Genomic DNA, 15,530 nt, shown 5'->3' with positions numbered 1-15,530 from the left:
ATGGGCCTGCACCTCAACGACGGCGGCGATGATCTGGTCGAATCCCACGAGATCAACGTAACGCCCTTTATCGACGTGATGCTGGTTCTGCTGATCATCTTCATGGTCGCCGCGCCGCTGGCGACCGTAGACATCAAAGTAGACCTACCGGCCTCCAGCGCCGAGCCGCAACCGCGCCCCGACAAGCCGGTGTACCTGACCGTCAAAGAGGACAAAAATCTCTACCTCGGCGATCAGCAAGTCACCAAAGAACAGCTCGGCCAGGCGCTCGACCAACAGACCAAAGGCAAGAAGGACACCACGATCTTCTTCCGCGCCGACAAAGGCGTGGACTACGCCGATCTGATGGACGCCATGAACAGCCTGCGCGCTGCCGGTTATCTCAAAGTGGGCCTGGTCGGCCTTGAGGCGGTCGGGCAGAAATGACCCTCACGCTGCGCAAAGCTTCCGGTTGGACGGTAAGTTGGCTGCTGGTGCTCGCCCTGCATATCGGTATCGGTCTGTGGGCGTTGTACTGGCACGCCGAGGCGATTCCGGTGGAATTGCCGCCGCCGGCCATGATGATCGAACTGCCGCCGCTGCCCGAAGTGGTGCCTCCCCCGCCGGCTCCGGCGCAAATCATCGCGCCTGAACCTGAGCCGATTCCAGAAGTAGTCGAGGCGCCGAAGCCGAAGATTGTGCTGGAAAAGCCCAAGCCAAAGCCTAAACCCAAGCCGAAGATCAAACCGGTCGAGCCGCCTAAGCCTGCGGAAAAACCCGCTGAGCAGCCGATGCCCGATGCACCGCCCGCGCCGCCGGCGCCGCCCGCTGCGCCAACCGCGCCGCAGCCGAGTAGCACCAGCGCACCGTCGCAGGCCGAGATTACCTGGCAGAGCAAACTGCTCAGCCACCTGGCGCGCTACAAGCGTTACCCGGACGATGCCCGACGCCGTGGCGCCGAAGGCACCAGCCGCATTCGCTTCAGCGTCGATGCCGACGGCAAGGTGCTCAGCGCGTCGCTCGCTGGCTCCTCCGGCAACGCCTCGCTGGACCGCGCCACCCTCGCCATGATCCGTCGCGCCCAGCCGCTGCCCAAGCCGCCGGAAGACATCCTGAATGGCAACAGCGTCGAAGTGGTCGCGCCGTTCGTGTACTCACTGGATCGTCGCTAGCCGTTTTCGCGGTAAAACGGCCGCGCGCTCACCGGACCCGCACCCCGCCAGTGCCCGAAACATCGGGCACATTTAACCTGCGCTGCGGGTTGGTTCCATTGAATACAACCGCTATGCTTTGGCGCAAATCAATGGATAAACACTATGACCCTCACCGAACTGCGCTACATCGTCACCCTGGCACAAGAGCAGCATTTCGGACGCGCAGCCGAGCGTTGCCACGTCAGCCAGCCCACCCTCTCGGTCGGCGTTAAAAAACTGGAAGACGAGCTGGGCATCCTGATATTCGAGCGCAGCAAAAGCGCCGTGCGCCTCACCCCAGTCGGTGAAGGCATTGTCACCCAGGCGCAGAAAGTGCTGGAACAAGCCCAAGGCATTCGCGAGCTGGCCCAGGCCGGCAAAAACCAACTGGCCGCGCCGCTCAAAGTCGGCGCCATCTATACCGTTGGCCCGTATCTGTTCCCGCACCTGATTCCGCAACTGCACCGCGTCGCGCCGCAGATGCCGCTGTATATCGAAGAAAACTTCACCCACGTGCTGCGCGACAAACTGCGTAACGGCGAGCTGGACGCGATCATTATCGCCCTGCCGTTCCAGGAAGCCGACGTGCTGACCAAAGTGCTCTACGACGAGCCGTTCTATGTGCTGCTGCCTAGCGGCCACCCGTGGACGGCCAAGCAAACCATCGACGCCGAACTGCTCAACGACAAAAGTTTGCTGCTGCTCGGTGAAGGCCACTGCTTCCGCGACCAGGTGCTGGAAGCCTGCCCCACGCTGCGCAAAGGCGGCGAAGAGCACGCCAAGCACACGACGGTGGAATCCAGCTCGCTGGAAACCATTCGCCATATGGTCGCCTCGGGCATGGGCATTTCGATCCTGCCGTTCTCGGCGGTCGACAGCCACCACTACGCCCCCGGCGTTTTCGAAGTGCGTCCCCTGACGGCGCCGGTGCCGTTCCGCACTGTGGCCATCGCCTGGCGCGCCAGCTTCCCGCGCCCACGCGCCATCGACGTGCTGGCCGACTCTATCCGCCTGTGCTCGGTAGCCAATCCGCTGCCACAAACCGCCTAAGGCCGCGCGCCCATGACTGAATTGGCGGCGGTGCCGGTAACCGCGCTGAAAGGCGTGGGCGCGGCGCTGGAAGAAAAGCTCGCGCGCGTTGGCCTGGAAAACCTGCAAGACGTGCTGTTCCACTTGCCGCTGCGTTACCAGGACCGCACCCGCGTGGTGCCCATCGGCGCCTTGCGGCCCGGGCAAGACGCCGTCGTTGAAGGCGTGGTGGCCGGCGCCGATGTGCTGATGGGCAAACGCCGCAGCCTGCTGGTTCGCCTGCAAGACGGCAGTGGCACCTTGAGCCTGCGTTTCTATCACTTCAGCCAGGCGCAGAAAGACGGCCTGAAACGCGGCACTCAACTTCGCTGCTACGGCGAAGCGCGCCCGGGCGCCTCGGGCCTGGAAATTTACCACCCCGAATACCGCGCGCTGACCGCCGACAGCGACAGTGGCGTCGAGCAAACCCTGACGCCGATTTACCCCACCACAGAAGGCCTGACCCAACAGCGTTTGCGCCAACTCAGCGAACAAGCGCTAGCGCGCCTGGGGCCGCACAGCCTGCCCGATTGGCTGCCGGACGAACTGGCTCGCGACTACCAGCTCAGCCCGCTCGACGAAGCCATTCGTTACCTGCACCGTCCGCCGCCCGACGCCGACGTCGAAGAGCTCGCCGAAGGCCGGCACTGGGCCCAGCACCGCCTGGCCTTTGAAGAGCTGCTTACCCATCAGCTGTCGTTGCAGCGCCTGCGCGAAAGCCTGCGCGCGCAAGAGGCACCGCAGTTGCCGAAAGCGAAAAAGCTGCCGGCGAAATTCCTCAAAAACCTCGGCTTCGCGCCCACCGGCGCACAGCAGCGCGTAGGCGCTGAAATCGCCTACGACCTGAGCCAACCCGAGCCCATGTTGCGCCTGGTACAGGGCGATGTCGGCGCGGGCAAAACCGTGGTCGCCGCCCTTGCTGCCTTGCAGGCACTGGAGGCGGGCTATCAAGTGGCGCTGATGGCACCTACAGAGATTCTCGCCGAGCAGCATTTCATCAACTTCACACGTTGGCTGGAACCGCTGGGTTTGGAAGTGGCATGGCTGGCCGGCAAGCTCAAAGGCAAAGCCCGCGCCGCCGCCCTGGAAAAGATCGCCGGCGGTGCGCCCATGGTGGTCGGCACCCACGCGCTGTTCCAGGACGAAGTGCAGTTCAAGCGCCTGGCGCTGGTAATCATCGACGAACAACATCGCTTCGGCGTGCAGCAGCGCCTGGCCCTGCGTAAAAAAGGCGTCGACGGGCGCATGTGCCCGCATCAGTTGATCATGACCGCCACGCCGATTCCGCGAACCTTGGCCATGAGCGCCTACGCCGATCTCGACACCTCGATTCTCGACGAACTGCCGCCCGGCCGAACGCCGGTCAACACCGTGCTGGTGGCCGACAGCCGCCGCTTCGAAGTGATCGAGCGGGTGCGTTCGGCCTGCCACGAAGGGCGGCAGGCGTATTGGGTGTGCACGCTGATCGAAGAGTCGGAAGAACTCACCTGCCAGGCGGCCGAAACCACTTACGAAGACTTGTCGGCGGCCCTCGGCGGCTTGAACGTCGGCCTGATCCACGGGCGCATGAAGCCGGCGGAAAAGGCGGCGGTGATGCAGCAGTTCAAAGAAGGCGCGTTGCAGCTATTAGTCGCCACCACGGTGATTGAAGTGGGCGTCGACGTGCCCAATTCCAGCCTGATGATTATTGAAAACCCGGAGCGTCTGGGCCTGGCTCAACTGCACCAATTGCGCGGCCGTGTGGGCCGGGGCAGCGCCGCCAGCCATTGCGTGCTGTTGTATCACCCGCCGCTGTCGCAACTGGGCCGCGAGCGCCTGGGCATCATGCGCGAGACCAGCGATGGCTTTGTGATCGCCGAAAAAGACCTCGAGTTGCGCGGCCCCGGCGAAATGCTCGGCACGCGGCAAACCGGCCTGCTGCAATTCAAGGTGGCCGACCTGATGCGCGACGCCGATTTGCTGCCCGCCGTGCGCGATGCTGCCCAAGCCTTGCTGGAACGCTGGCCGCAACATGTCAGTCCCTTGCTGGAGCGCTGGTTACGCCACGGGCAGCAATACGGGCAAGTGTGAAATAGCTCACAAACGCCCGTCGGCTGACCGGCCAGTCATAATCCCCGCTGGTTATACTCGGGCTAACCCATCGCACCGGATCGCACGCTCATGACGGAAGTAGCCCTCGCCACCGATACCTCGCCACAGCCGCCGATGGTGATTCTGCAGCTACTCGACAAGCTCAGCGTTCCGTATCAAGTCTGCTACGAGCAACCCAAGCTGGCCCTGGCCCAGCGCGTCCAAGCGGTACTGCTCGACGACGCCATCGGCGCCCTGCTGGTGCTCTACCCGCACACCCAATTGCTCGATCTCAATCGCCTCGCCGAATTGACCGGCCGCAAACTCGCGGCAGTCAAACCGGATCGTCAGGAACGCATGCTCGCCAAGCACAACCTGACCGTGCTGCCCGCACTGCCGCCACTGACCAGCTCGCCCTGCTTGTACGACGAACAACTGCTGCTGGCGCCGACGCTGGTGATCGAATCGGGCCAGGCCGGTGTGCTGTTGGAAATTCCCCGCGACGCTTACAAAACCTTGCTCAGCAAAGCCAGCGCCGCTCGTTTCGGCGAGCCACTGAGCGGCATCCGTCCCAACCTCGACCGCCCGGACGACGACCGCGCGGAAATCACCCAGGCCGTGCAGGCGTTCACCGCTCGCCGCATTCAGCAGCGCCTGGAAGAAACCATTGAAATTCCACCGCTGCCCGAAACCGCGCAGAAAATTATCAAATTGCGCGTCGACCCCGACGCCACCGTCGACGACATCACCGGCGTGGTTGAAACCGACCCCGCGCTGGCCGCGCAAGTGGTCAGCTGGGCCGCCTCGCCCTACTACGCCGCGCCGGGGAAAATTCGCTCGGTTGAAGACGCCATCGTGCGCGTACTGGGCTTCGATTTGGTAATCAACCTGGCGCTTGGCCTGGCCCTGGGCAAAACCCTGGCCCTGCCTAAAGACCAGCCGCAACACGCCACGCCGTACTGGCACCAAGCGATTTACACCGCCGCCGTGATCGAAGGCCTGACACGCGCCATGCCGCGCGCGCAGCGCCCGGAAGCGGGCCTGACGTACCTGGCCGGCCTGCTGCACAACTTCGGCTATCTGGTGCTGGCACATGTGTTCCCGCCGCACTTTTCGTTGATCTGCCGTCACCTCGAAGTGAACCCGCACCTGGATCACAGCTACATCGAACAGCACCTGCTGGGCATTACCCGTGAACAAATCGGTTCGTGGCTGATGCGCTTCTGGGACATGCCGGACGAGCTGGCCACCGCGCTGCGCTTCCAGCACGACCCGGACTACGAAGGCGCTCACTCGGCGTATCCGAACCTGGTGTGTCTGGCCGTGAGCCTGCTGCGCAACCGTGGCATCGGCACCGGTCCGCAGGCTGAAATTCCGCAAGTGCTGTTCGACCGCCTGGGCCTGAGCCGCGAGAAGGCCAACGAAGCGATCAACAAAGTGCTGGAAGCCGAAACCGCGCTGCGCGAGCTGGCTGCGCAATTCCCAGCGTAAAAACCGCACTGAAAAAAAGGGGCCCAATCGGGCCTCTTTTTTTGCGACGGTTATTTCAACACCGCTCGCCGCGCAGCGAACACCGCGGGCAATTCCTTCACCGCGGCGGCCAGCAATTCGTTCACGGGCCGCTGCTCATACAACGCCGCGTAATCGGCCAGCTCACCGCTGGGCATTTGCCGGTAGGCGTACAGCATGAAGGTTTCCACGGCTTCCGCACTGGACATGCGCAAGGGCGTCAGTTGCTGTTCGGTTTGCTTGGCCAGTTCGGCCTCGGTCAGGTTCTTTTTTTTTGCTTTTTCTCCCGCAGCGCCAGTAGGGCTTGAGTCTTACCGACTTCGTAGCGCAGAAGGGTCGACAGCTCGGTGGTATGCGCGGCGGCATCCAGGCGGCGGACCAGCTCAACACGCGCCGCGCGTGGTGGTTTGCTGCGTACTTGCTCGCGGTAGGTGGCCAAGGCAGCGCCGCCGTCACCCTCGCCCACCGCGCGCTCAGCCACGGTGAACCGCTGGGCCAGCGGGCTTTCCAGCACCTTGGTGGCCTGCTCAACCTGCTCGGCGGTAAAGGCAGGCGCCAGGCGCGAGGCCAAGTCAGTGCAGAACGAGTCGGCATCGAATGCCTCGGCCACGGGCGGTTGCTTCTCTTCCGGCAAACCCCGCGTTACCAAGGGCCCGCTTTGCTCGCAGAGCAAGCGGATGCCGGCCAGCTCGAACACCCGCTCAAATGCCGCAGGCTTGCTCGGTTCGGCCTGGGCGACCGTCGCCAGCAACATCAGGGGTAGGACAAAAGAACTGCGCATGGGATGGCTTCCGGGAGAAATTCACCCCAGCCTAGCTAACGTGCGGCATTCCAACCAGTTGGATGCGGCCATAGCGAGAATCAGGCGGCTTTTTTGTCTGCGGCTTTTTTCTTCTTGGGCATGATGTATTTGGTCAAACCCTGGAACCAGACGACCAACGCCGGGTTGCCCTGAATTTGAATATCTTTGTTCTGAATGCCCTGCATAAACGCGAGCTGCTTGTTCTTCGCGTTCATGGTGGCGAACCCGTAATCGGCGTCTTTAAAGCCCAAGGCGAAATCCGGCTGCAGCGGCGGGGCCACGTTTGCTGGTCAGGCGTTGGTCTTTAACGATGAAATGACGGGCGACTTTGCCATCGAGCGTGTGCAGCTGAAACACCAGATCACGGCCTTCGAGCTGCTGCTGAAACGCAGGATTGGTCTTGCTGGCTTTGGCCATCATGCGGCCGAGCATCCAGAGGAGGAAACGAAATTTCATGCGCGCTGGCCTCAATCAAATAGTGAAACGGCGGCGCATTGTAGCGGTTTGCGGCGTGGACTACAGCCTGCTTTCTGGTGGGTTGTGGCGGGGATTTGCAGCGAATAGGACGTTAAAAGCGGAAAGTGCACCCGGAGCCGTTCGACCCCGGGCGTACTGGGCTCAGTTCACCGCGTCTTTCAAAGACTTGCCTGGCTTGAAGGCAACGGTGTTGCTGGCTTTGATTTTCACCGGCTCACCGGTTTGTGGGTTTTTGCCGGTGCGGGCGCCGCGATGACGCTGCACGAACGTGCCGAAGCCCACCAGGGTCACACTGTCCTTGCGGTTCAGGGCGGCAGTGATTTCTTCGAGCACAGCATTGAGTACACGATTGGCTTGATCTTTAGTCAGATCAGCCTGTTCCGCGATGGCCGCGGCGAGTTCCGGTTTACGCATAAAAAAGCCCCTTAGACGGTTTTTTGTTTTTGTGTCCGTGCTGCCATCCAGCAGCGCTTGGAGGCGCCGCAACAGCTCTGCGCTGCGGCAGACCGGGGGAGGGATGGCACGCTCATGAGACCCGCGCCAGTCGTGTCCGACAACTTTCACACGCAACTTCGTGACTGATCCGACAGAACGGGCGCCATTCACGCCAAAAGGGCGGGAAGCTCCTTATTGAGCGCCAACTTGTCTTGAACGGCCGTTCCGGTGAGGGCGTAGCCCAGCAAGCGGCCATCGGCATCGCGGCACAGCGCCTTGATGTCGGCACCGCTGCCTTCCACCTGCCATTCCCCACTGGTGCCACGCGGCGGCGGCGAAACCACCACTGGCGCAAGCCGGTGCTTTCACCTGCACCGGCATGGCACCGTAAGTGACGGCGGTCGGGTTGCCGGCCAGGGTCTGCGCCAGCGCCCGCGCGCAGGTCATCAGCGGCATAACGTAAAGCAGGTTGAGGCCGTCCACTTCAGCGCAATCGCCCAGCGCGAAGATGTTCGCGTGTGAGGTGCGCAACTGCCGATCCACCACCACGCCACGGTTGATGGTCAGGCCCGCCGCGGACGCCAGATCGGTGCGCGGCCGCAAGCCCACTGCCGATAACACGACATCACAGGCCACCCGCGTGCCGTCAGATAAATGCGCATCCAGGCCATCGGCCAGTGCGCTGCAAGCTGGCCAACACCGGGCCCAAATGGAAACGTGCGCCCAAGCCTTCCAGCCCCGCTTGAATGGCGCCGGCGGCGGCGGGATGGAGCAAACCTGGCATCACCTGCTCGCACGGGGCCACCAGCTCGACGCTGTAACCGCCAGCGGTCAGGTCGTTAGCGAACTCACAGCCGATCAGCCCCGCGCCCAGCACCAGCACGCGCTTTTTGCCGGCGGCAGCGGCGCGGAAACGGGCGTAATCCTCAAGATCGTTGATCGGGAAAATCGCATCGGCGGCGTCGCCTTCAACCGGCACGCGAATCGTCTCCGCGCCCCAGGCCAACACCAGATCGCGGTACTCGACCGCTTCCTCGCCGATCCACAAACGTTTGTGCCCCGGGTCGATACCGGTAATGCGCGTATGGGTGCGGATTTCAGCCTTGAGCTGATCGGCCATAGCGCCGGGTTCCGCCATGCTCAGGCCGTCGGCGTCTTTGTTTTTACCGAAGCCGGTGGACAGCATCGGCTTGGAATAGGAGCGGCCGTCGTCGGCAGTTATCAGCAGCAGCGGTGTCTCGGTGTCGAGCTTGCGAAACTCCTTGGCCACGTTATAGCCGGCCAGGCCGGTGCCGATGATCACCACGGGTGCAGACATGACTCACTCCTGAAACGCGCGGCCGCTGAGGCCGCGCTAAACAAATTTGGGGAAATTGATCAGTTGATTTCGACCATCTCGAAATCCATCTTGCCGACGCCGCAGTCCGGGCAGAGCCAGTCTTCTGGCACATCTTCCCAGCGTGCCGGGCGCGATGCCATCGTCGGGCCAGCCTTGGGCTTCGTCGTAAATAAAGCCACACACCACACACTGCCATTTGCGCATCACGGTTCACCCCTGGGCCAAATGTGCCAGCGACCCTACCGCAATTGCTCCTGCAAGGCCAATAACCGCAGGCGTCAGCCAGCCCATGGTTTGGCGTGTTGGGCAGGGTGGCGAGGCGTCGCGCAATTGCTCGCCCCTGAAACAACAACGGCGACCCCGAGGTCGCCGTTGGTAAACCACTCACGCGTGAATCAAGCGATTTCGATCATCTCGAAATCCAGCTTGCCGACGCCGCAGTCCGGGCAGAGCCAGTCTTCCGGTACGTCTTGCCACAGCGTGCCGGCAGCGATGCCTTCATCCGGCCAGCCAAGGCTTTCGTCGTAAATAAGACCGCAGACCACACATTGCCACTTCTTCATGTTGCTACTACCTCAATCTCTTCAGGCTGCTCTTCAGGCTTTTAGGCGCAGCGGTCGATGGTTGAAATGCCGCCAGGCTCCCCGCTTTTTACTGATCGAAGCGCTGGTAATCAAGCGCCATCGGGCGATTCCATGCTTTAGCCCGGGTGCGCCCGGTACGATTCCGAGCAGGGTGAAAACGTAGCACGCTCTTACGCGTAGGCGTATTCGCCGCCTCGTTCCAACGCGCGCTGGTAGGCGGGACGGGCGTGAATTCGCTCCAGGAAGGCTTTCAACTTCGGCCGACTGGCATCCAGCCCCGCGCGCGATGCGGCGGCTTCCAGCGGGAAGCTCATTTGAATATCGGCGGCGCTGAACGTGTCGCCGGCGAACCACTCGCTCTTGCTCAGCTCGCCTTCGAGGTAGTCGAGGTTTTCACGCAGTCGCGGGTTGATAAAGGTGCTTTTCACCTTGCCGGCAATGCCGCGCGCAATAGGTTTGACGAAGAACGGCATCGGCGCCTTTTCGATGCCGTCGAACACCAGCTTGAGCAACAACGGCGGCATGGCCGAGCCTTCGGCGTAATGCAGCCAGTAGCTGCAACGCAGGCGTTCCGGCGTGCCGTCGGCAGGCAGCAATTGCTGGCCGTAACGGCCGGCCAGGTATTCGATGATGGCGCCAGATTCCGCCAGGGTCAGATCGCCGTCGGTGATAACCGGCGATTTGCCCAGCGGGTGCACGGCGCGCAGTTCCGGCGGCGCCAGCATGGTTTTCGGGTCGCGCTCGTAGCGTTTGATTTCGTACTCCACGCCCATTTCTTCGAGCAGCCAGAGAATGCGCTGCGAGCGCGAGTTGTTCAGATGGTGGAGGGTAATCATGGGTGGCTTCCTGAAGGGCGGTGGTCAGCTCCGGACGTTAGCGCGGCGCGGGCAAAAAGGCCAAACATGCTAAGCTCGCCGCCCCGTTTGCCGCCGATGTATTTGCCGTGCCGCACGCCTCTTTTGCCGATACCGCCGCCTGGCTAACTGCCGATCAACTGCAACCTGCGCCCGCCCCGGCGGTGTTCGACTGGTTGTTCGATGACGGCTCGCTGACCCGCCGCCTCACCGCCCTGTCCCACGACGCCTTTAGCGTCACGCCCCTGAACGAAAGCTGGCAAACCCTGCGCAGCGATGAGTGCGCCGCGCTGAATGTGCGCGACGGCAGCGTCGGCTGGGTGCGTGAAGTGTTTTTGCGTGGCTATGGCGAGCCCTGGGTATTCGCCCGCAGCGTGGCAGCGCGCAGCCAATTAATCGACTCGGACCTGCACATGGACGAACTCGGCAGCCGCTCACTCGGCGAGCTGCTGTTCAGCGACCAGGCATTCAGCCGTGGCCCGATGCAGGTGTGCCGCTATCCGCAACATTGGCTGCCCGCCGGCGTCAGCGCCGACCAGCTCTGGGCGCGGCGCTCATGCTTCAGCCGCGACGGTTTAAGCGTGCTGGTGGCTGAAGTGTTTTTGCCATCGTTATGGGCCGCTGCCGACGTGGCCGTCTGAACACTGACAAGGAGTTGCGCTCGATGTACACCCGCCTGCTGCAGTCGCTCAACCACCTCCACCCGCGCGCGTTCGACTTCATTCAGTTGATGCGCCTGGAGCGCCCCATCGGCATTTATCTGCTGCTGTGGCCGACGCTGTGGGCGTTGTGGATTGCCGCCAAAGGCGTGCCGTCGCTGGGCAACCTGGTGATCTTCGTACTCGGCGTGATTCTGATGCGCTCGGCCGGCTGCGTGATCAACGACTACGCCGACCGTAACTTCGACGGCCATGTGGCCCGCACCAAAGGCCGCCCGCTGGCCACCGGCAAGGTCACGCCGAAAGAGGCGCTGATTCTGTTTGCAGTGCTGGTGGCGCTGAGTTTTGTGCTGGTGTTGTTCACCAACCTCACCACCATTCTTATGTCGTTCGGCGCGCTGGCCATCGCCGCCACTTACCCGTTTATGAAGCGCTTCACCTTCTACCCGCAGGTGGTGCTGGGCGCGGCGTTTTCCTGGGGCATGCCGATGGCGTTCACCGCTGAAACCGGCGAACTGCCAAGCGCGGCGTGGCTGCTGTTTATCGCCAACATTGTCTGGACCGTCGGCTACGACACCTACTACGCCATGGCCGACCGTGAAGACGATTTGAAAATCGGGGTGAAATCCACGGCCATTCTGTTCGGTGACGCTGACCGCGTGATCATCCTTATTCTGCAAAGCATCGCCCTGCTCTGCCTGGCGCTGGCGGGCGCGCGTTTCACCCTGGGCATCTGGTTCCTGCTTTATCTGGCGGCGGCTGCCGGCTGTTTCGTTTGGGAGTTCTGGAGCACGCGCAACCGGGAACCGCAGGTGTGCCTGGCGGCGTTTCTGCACAACCATTGGGCCGGGCTGGCGATCCTCATTGGTATCGCGGTCGACTTCGCCATGCGTTAAACGCGGCAACGTTCTGTCACACAGCTGCAATAATTCCGTTATCTAATGCGGCGCAAGACAGATTAAACGACCCGAGGTTGGCTCCATGGTTGGTAAGAACATCCTGATCGTTGATGACGAAGCGCCGATCCGCGAAATGATCGCCGTGGCCTTGGAAATGGCCGGCTACGAGTGCCTCGAAGCAGAGAACACCCAGCAAGCCCACGCCATCATCGTCGATCGCAAACCCGACCTGATCCTGCTCGATTGGATGCTGCCTGGCACCTCCGGCATCGAGCTGGCCCGCCGCCTCAAGCGCGATGAGCTGACCGGCAACATCCCGATCATCATGCTCACCGCCAAGGGTGAAGAGGACAACAAGATCCAGGGTCTGGAAGTGGGCGCCGATGATTACATCACCAAGCCTTTCTCCCCCCGCGAACTGGTTGCCCGCCTGAAAGCCGTTTTGCGCCGCGCTGGCACCGGCGACAGCGACACCCCGATCGAAGTCGGCGGCCTGTTGCTCGACCCCATCAGCCACCGCGTCACCATCGATGGCAAACCTGCCGACATGGGCCCCACCGAATACCGCCTGCTGCAATTTTTCATGACCCACCAGGAACGCGCCTACACCCGTGGCCAGCTGCTGGATCAGGTCTGGGGTGGCAACGTGTACGTTGAAGAACGTACCGTCGACGTTCATATTCGCCGCCTGCGCAAAGCCCTGGGCGAGGTGTACGAGAACCTTGTGCAAACCGTGCGCGGCACCGGGTATCGCTTTTCCACCAAAAGCTAGGACGTCCAATCTCCGTGAATCAAGACTGGCGTGGCGTGGTTATCCGCCGCTTGTTACTGCTGATCGCCGGCTGCCTGCTGGTGGGCCTGATCAGTGGTGAATATGCCTGGAGCCTGGTGGTCGGCCTCGGTGCGTACCTGGGCTGGACCCTTTCGCAGTTGCTGCGCCTGCACAACTGGCTGAAACACCACCAAACCGACCAGCCGCCGCCCGATGGCTATGGCTTGTGGGGCGAGGTGTTCGACAGCATTTACCACCTGCAACGCCGCGATCAGCGCGTACGGGGCCGCCTGCAAGCGGTCATCGACCGTGTGCAGGAATCCACTGCGGCCCTGAACGATGCCGTGGTCATGCTCGACAACGACGGCAACCTGGAATGGTGGAACCGCGCCGCCGAAAACCTTCTGGGCCTGAAAACCCCGCAAGACAGCGGTCAGCCGGTGACCAACCTGGTGCGCCATCCGCGCTTCAAAGACTACTTCGAGCAAAGCGCCCATCCGGAGCCGCTGGAGCTGATGTCACTGGTCAACGACCGCATGCATTTGCAGTTTCACATCACCCAATACGGCAACGGCGAGCACCTGATGCTGGTGCGCGACATCACGCACATGCACTTGCTGGAACAGATGCGCAAAGACTTCATCGCCAACGTCTCACACGAATTGCGCACGCCGTTGACCGTGATTGCCGGCTATCTGGAAACCCTGCTCGATAACGTTGACGACGTGAACCCGCGCTGGTTGCGCGCCTTGCAGCAAATGCAGCAACAGGGCGGGCGCATGCAAAACCTGCTCAACGACTTGCTGCTACTGGCCAAGCTCGAAGCCACCGATTACCCGTCAGATAACCAGCCCGTAGCCGTCGATTTGCTGCTGCTGTCGATCAAGGGCGACGCCCAGGCGTTGTCCAACGACCGTCACCGCATCAGCCTCGAAGCGGACCACAACATCCGCCTCAAAGGCAGCGAAGCGGAACTGCGCAGCGCGTTCTCCAACCTGGTGTTCAACGCCGTGAAATACACGCCCGACAACGGCGAAATTCGCGTGCGCTGGTGGGCCGACGACCAGGGCGCGCACCTCACCGTGCAAGACAGCGGCATTGGCATCGACGCCAAGCACCTGCCACGCCTGACCGAGCGCTTCTACCGCGTCGACTCCAGCCGCGCCTCCAACACCGGCGGCACCGGGCTGGGGCTGGCCATCGTCAAGCACGTTTTGCTGCGCCACCGCGCCCGTCTGGACATCAGCAGCGTACCCGGCAAAGGCAGCACATTTATTTGCCACTTTGCCCCGGCTCAGGTGGTCAGACGGTAATCGGCGTTATTGCCACGCTGGGCAAGCGCTTCGCTAGCGGCTGGTCTGCTGATCTGGCGGTGCCGGCTGCACCGCCCAGACCGACGCGTTTAACGCCACTCACTACTTCGAATCCGGACACCCTGAACCACCCTATGGACCCTTCTCCTAGTTACGACGCCGCCACGTATTTCGCTGACTTCGGCCTTATTCTCTTCGCCCTTCTGCTGGTTCTGCTCAACGGTTTCTTCGTTGCGGCCGAATTTGCCATCGTCAAACTGCGCGCCACGCGCGTGGACGCCATCGCCGCCAAAAACGGCTGGCGCGGCCACATTCTGCGCACCGTGCACAACCAACTCGACGCCTACCTGTCCGCCTGCCAACTGGGTATCACCCTGGCATCGCTGGGCCTGGGTTGGGTCGGTGAGCCGGCGTTCGCCGAGCTGCTAACGCCGCTGCTGCACAGCCTGGGCGTCGACTCGCCGCAACTGGTGCACGGCATCGCGTTCTTCACCGCGTTCTTCATCATTTCGTACCTGCACATCGTGGTCGGCGAGCTGGCGCCCAAGTCCTGGGCCATTCGCCAGCCGGAGCTGCTCTCGCTGTGGACGGCCGCGCCGCTGTACCTGTTCTACTGGGCCATGTACCCGGCCATTTTCATCCTCAACGCCAGCGCCAACGCCATTCTGCGTATCGCCGGCCAGGGCGAACCGGGCCCCACCACGAACACCATTACAGCGCCGCGACGAATTGAAACTGATCCTGCACCCAGCCGCGCCAGCGACCCGAGCGATCAAGACATGCGCGTGCTGGCCTCGGCCGTGGAAATGGGCGAGCTGGAAGCGGTGGACTGGGGCCAACTCCCGCGAAGACTTGGTCTACCTGAACCTCAACGCCGCCCTGCATGAAGTATTTGCCGTATTCCGCCGGCACAAATACAGCCGTTACCCGGTGTACAACGAGGAAACCGAAGAATTCGTTGGCGTGCTGCATATCAAGGATTTGCTGCTGCACCTGTCGTTGCTGGAAATGCTGCCATCTGCCCTGAAAATCAGCGACCTGATGATGCCGGTCGAGCGCGTCACCCGGCACATGCCGTTGTCGAGCCTGCTGGAAGAATTCCGCAAAGGCGGCTCGCACTTCGCCCTGGTGGAAGAAGCCGACGGCAAAGTAATCGGCTACCTGACCATGGAAGACGTGCTCGAAGCGCTGGTCGGCGACATTCAGGACGAACACCGCAAAGCCGAACGCGGCATCCTCGCCTACCAGCCCGGCAAGCTGCTGGTGCGGGGCGATACGCCGCTGTTCAAAGTCGAACGCCTGCTGGGCGTGGACCTCGACCACATCGAAGCGGAAACCCTGGCCGGCCTGATCTACGAAACCCTCAACCGCATGCCGGAAGAGGAAGAAGTGCTCGACGTGGAAGGGCTGCGCATCATCATCAAGAAGATGAAAGGGCCGAAGGTGATTTTGGCGAAGGTTGTGAAGCTGGATTGAAACGTTTGAGCGTCGATTGACGGTGCGCCCCCTGTGGGAGCGGCTTTACCCGCGATGCTTTTGACCTTAAGCGACAGACACCAGCATCGCACTTTGGCCAA

At 62.3% G+C, this 15,530-nt stretch carries 14 protein-coding genes and 4 pseudogenes; 10 read left to right on the top strand and 8 right to left on the bottom strand.

Going from position 1 to position 15,530, the window contains the following annotated elements; all coding sequences use genetic code 11:
* The 5 genes from exbD to ACZZZP_RS24300 all read left to right on the top strand — a co-directional run bounded on the left by exbD (position 1) and on the right by ACZZZP_RS24300 (position 5,801).
* A complete protein-coding gene (gene exbD / locus ACZZZP_RS24320) occupies positions 1-426 on the top strand; it encodes a TonB system transport protein ExbD (RefSeq protein WP_122492395.1) in 426 nt (141 codons plus the stop codon).
* On the top strand, positions 423-1,151 hold the full coding sequence (locus ACZZZP_RS24315; protein ID WP_122492394.1) for an energy transducer TonB: 729 nt from the start codon (positions 423-425) through the stop codon (positions 1,149-1,151). The genes exbD and ACZZZP_RS24315 overlap by 4 nt, the downstream gene beginning before the upstream one ends.
* A gap of 144 nt (positions 1,152-1,295) precedes the next feature.
* Positions 1,296-2,222 carry a hydrogen peroxide-inducible genes activator gene (locus ACZZZP_RS24310; protein WP_122492393.1) on the top strand — a complete coding sequence of 309 codons (927 nt, stop codon included), beginning with the start codon at positions 1,296-1,298 and terminating at the stop codon, positions 2,220-2,222.
* 12 nt (positions 2,223-2,234) lie between these two features.
* On the top strand, positions 2,235-4,310 hold the full coding sequence (gene recG, locus ACZZZP_RS24305; RefSeq protein WP_463384418.1) for an ATP-dependent DNA helicase RecG: 2,076 nt from the start codon (positions 2,235-2,237) through the stop codon (positions 4,308-4,310).
* A gap of 90 nt (positions 4,311-4,400) precedes the next feature.
* Positions 4,401-5,801, top strand: a complete 1,401-nt coding sequence (locus ACZZZP_RS24300; protein ID WP_122492391.1) for an aminoacyl-tRNA deacylase and HDOD domain-containing protein — start codon at positions 4,401-4,403, stop codon at positions 5,799-5,801.
* 50 nt (positions 5,802-5,851) lie between these two features.
* On the opposite strand, the gene ACZZZP_RS24295 is transcribed toward ACZZZP_RS24300, so the two are convergent.
* The 8 genes and pseudogenes from ACZZZP_RS24295 to ACZZZP_RS24260 form a co-directional block, all read right to left on the bottom strand.
* Positions 5,852-6,028: a hypothetical protein gene (locus ACZZZP_RS24295; RefSeq protein WP_463536919.1), complete on the bottom strand. Its 177-nt coding sequence runs from the start codon at positions 6,026-6,028 to the stop codon at positions 5,852-5,854.
* A 50-nt stretch (positions 6,029-6,078) separates the two neighbouring features.
* Positions 6,079-6,600 (bottom strand): hypothetical protein, encoded by a 522-nt coding sequence (locus tag ACZZZP_RS24290; protein WP_463536918.1) that lies wholly within the window; start codon positions 6,598-6,600, stop codon positions 6,079-6,081.
* Between the two features lie 80 nt (positions 6,601-6,680).
* Positions 6,681-7,077: pseudogene (locus ACZZZP_RS24285) on the bottom strand (SCP2 sterol-binding domain-containing protein).
* Positions 7,078-7,239: 162 nt separating this feature from the next.
* The gene (locus tag ACZZZP_RS24280; protein WP_463384778.1) at positions 7,240-7,512 is read right to left on the bottom strand and encodes an HU family DNA-binding protein; all 273 of its coding nucleotides are present in this window, start codon (positions 7,510-7,512) and stop codon (positions 7,240-7,242) included.
* A gap of 188 nt (positions 7,513-7,700) precedes the next feature.
* Positions 7,701-8,851, bottom strand: a pseudogene (locus ACZZZP_RS24275) (NAD(P)/FAD-dependent oxidoreductase).
* Positions 8,852-8,910: 59 nt separating this feature from the next.
* Positions 8,911-9,076: pseudogene (locus ACZZZP_RS24270) on the bottom strand (rubredoxin).
* 191 nt (positions 9,077-9,267) lie between these two features.
* Complete coding sequence (locus tag ACZZZP_RS24265) at positions 9,268-9,435, bottom strand: rubredoxin (protein WP_108095207.1); 168 nt, start codon at positions 9,433-9,435, stop codon at positions 9,268-9,270.
* 191 nt (positions 9,436-9,626) lie between these two features.
* Positions 9,627-10,292: a glutathione S-transferase family protein gene (locus tag ACZZZP_RS24260; protein WP_463384414.1), complete on the bottom strand. Its 666-nt coding sequence runs from the start codon at positions 10,290-10,292 to the stop codon at positions 9,627-9,629.
* Positions 10,293-10,399: 107 nt separating this feature from the next.
* Here ACZZZP_RS24260 and ACZZZP_RS24255 point away from each other — a divergent pair, with 107 nt between their 5' ends.
* The 5 genes and pseudogenes from ACZZZP_RS24255 (at position 10,400) to ACZZZP_RS24235 (ending at position 15,429) form a co-directional block, all read left to right on the top strand.
* Positions 10,400-10,951 (top strand): chorismate--pyruvate lyase family protein, encoded by a 552-nt coding sequence (locus ACZZZP_RS24255; protein WP_463536917.1) that lies wholly within the window; start codon positions 10,400-10,402, stop codon positions 10,949-10,951.
* A gap of 23 nt (positions 10,952-10,974) precedes the next feature.
* Positions 10,975-11,865 (top strand): 4-hydroxybenzoate octaprenyltransferase, encoded by an 891-nt coding sequence (gene ubiA, locus ACZZZP_RS24250; RefSeq protein ID WP_463536916.1) that lies wholly within the window; start codon positions 10,975-10,977, stop codon positions 11,863-11,865.
* 85 nt (positions 11,866-11,950) lie between these two features.
* The gene (phoB, locus tag ACZZZP_RS24245) at positions 11,951-12,640 is read left to right on the top strand and encodes a phosphate regulon transcriptional regulator PhoB (RefSeq protein WP_108095202.1); all 690 of its coding nucleotides are present in this window, start codon (positions 11,951-11,953) and stop codon (positions 12,638-12,640) included.
* Between the two features lie 14 nt (positions 12,641-12,654).
* Positions 12,655-13,953: a phosphate regulon sensor histidine kinase PhoR gene (gene phoR / locus ACZZZP_RS24240; RefSeq protein WP_463536915.1), complete on the top strand. Its 1,299-nt coding sequence runs from the start codon at positions 12,655-12,657 to the stop codon at positions 13,951-13,953.
* A 134-nt stretch (positions 13,954-14,087) separates the two neighbouring features.
* Positions 14,088-15,429, top strand: a pseudogene (locus ACZZZP_RS24235) (hemolysin family protein).
* Positions 15,430-15,530: the final 101 nt, after the last annotated feature.

Source organism: Pseudomonas sp. AC211, assembly GCF_979258055.1.
Note: the sequence above shows the minus strand (reverse complement) of the source record. Positions and strands in the feature narration are given on the sequence as shown.

Excerpts from the sequence above, each read along its gene's own strand:
- exbD (WP_122492395.1), top strand. The coding sequence starts at position 1 with ATGGGCCTGCACCTCAACGACGGCGGCGATGATCTGGTCGAATCCCAC.
- ACZZZP_RS24315 (WP_122492394.1), top strand. The coding sequence starts at position 423 with ATGACCCTCACGCTGCGCAAAGCTTCCGGTTGGACGGTAAGTTGGCTG.
- ACZZZP_RS24310 (WP_122492393.1), top strand. The coding sequence starts at position 1,296 with ATGACCCTCACCGAACTGCGCTACATCGTCACCCTGGCACAAGAGCAG.
- recG (WP_463384418.1), top strand. The coding sequence starts at position 2,235 with ATGACTGAATTGGCGGCGGTGCCGGTAACCGCGCTGAAAGGCGTGGGC.
- ACZZZP_RS24300 (WP_122492391.1), top strand. The coding sequence starts at position 4,401 with ATGACGGAAGTAGCCCTCGCCACCGATACCTCGCCACAGCCGCCGATG.
- ACZZZP_RS24295 (WP_463536919.1), bottom strand. The coding sequence starts at position 6,028 with ATGTCCAGTGCGGAAGCCGTGGAAACCTTCATGCTGTACGCCTACCGG.
- ACZZZP_RS24290 (WP_463536918.1), bottom strand. The coding sequence starts at position 6,600 with ATGCGCAGTTCTTTTGTCCTACCCCTGATGTTGCTGGCGACGGTCGCC.
- ACZZZP_RS24280 (WP_463384778.1), bottom strand. The coding sequence starts at position 7,512 with ATGCGTAAACCGGAACTCGCCGCGGCCATCGCGGAACAGGCTGATCTG.
- ACZZZP_RS24265 (WP_108095207.1), bottom strand. The coding sequence starts at position 9,435 with ATGAAGAAGTGGCAATGTGTGGTCTGCGGTCTTATTTACGACGAAAGC.
- ACZZZP_RS24260 (WP_463384414.1), bottom strand. The coding sequence starts at position 10,292 with ATGATTACCCTCCACCATCTGAACAACTCGCGCTCGCAGCGCATTCTC.
- ubiA (WP_463536916.1), top strand. The coding sequence starts at position 10,975 with ATGTACACCCGCCTGCTGCAGTCGCTCAACCACCTCCACCCGCGCGCG.
- phoB (WP_108095202.1), top strand. The coding sequence starts at position 11,951 with ATGGTTGGTAAGAACATCCTGATCGTTGATGACGAAGCGCCGATCCGC.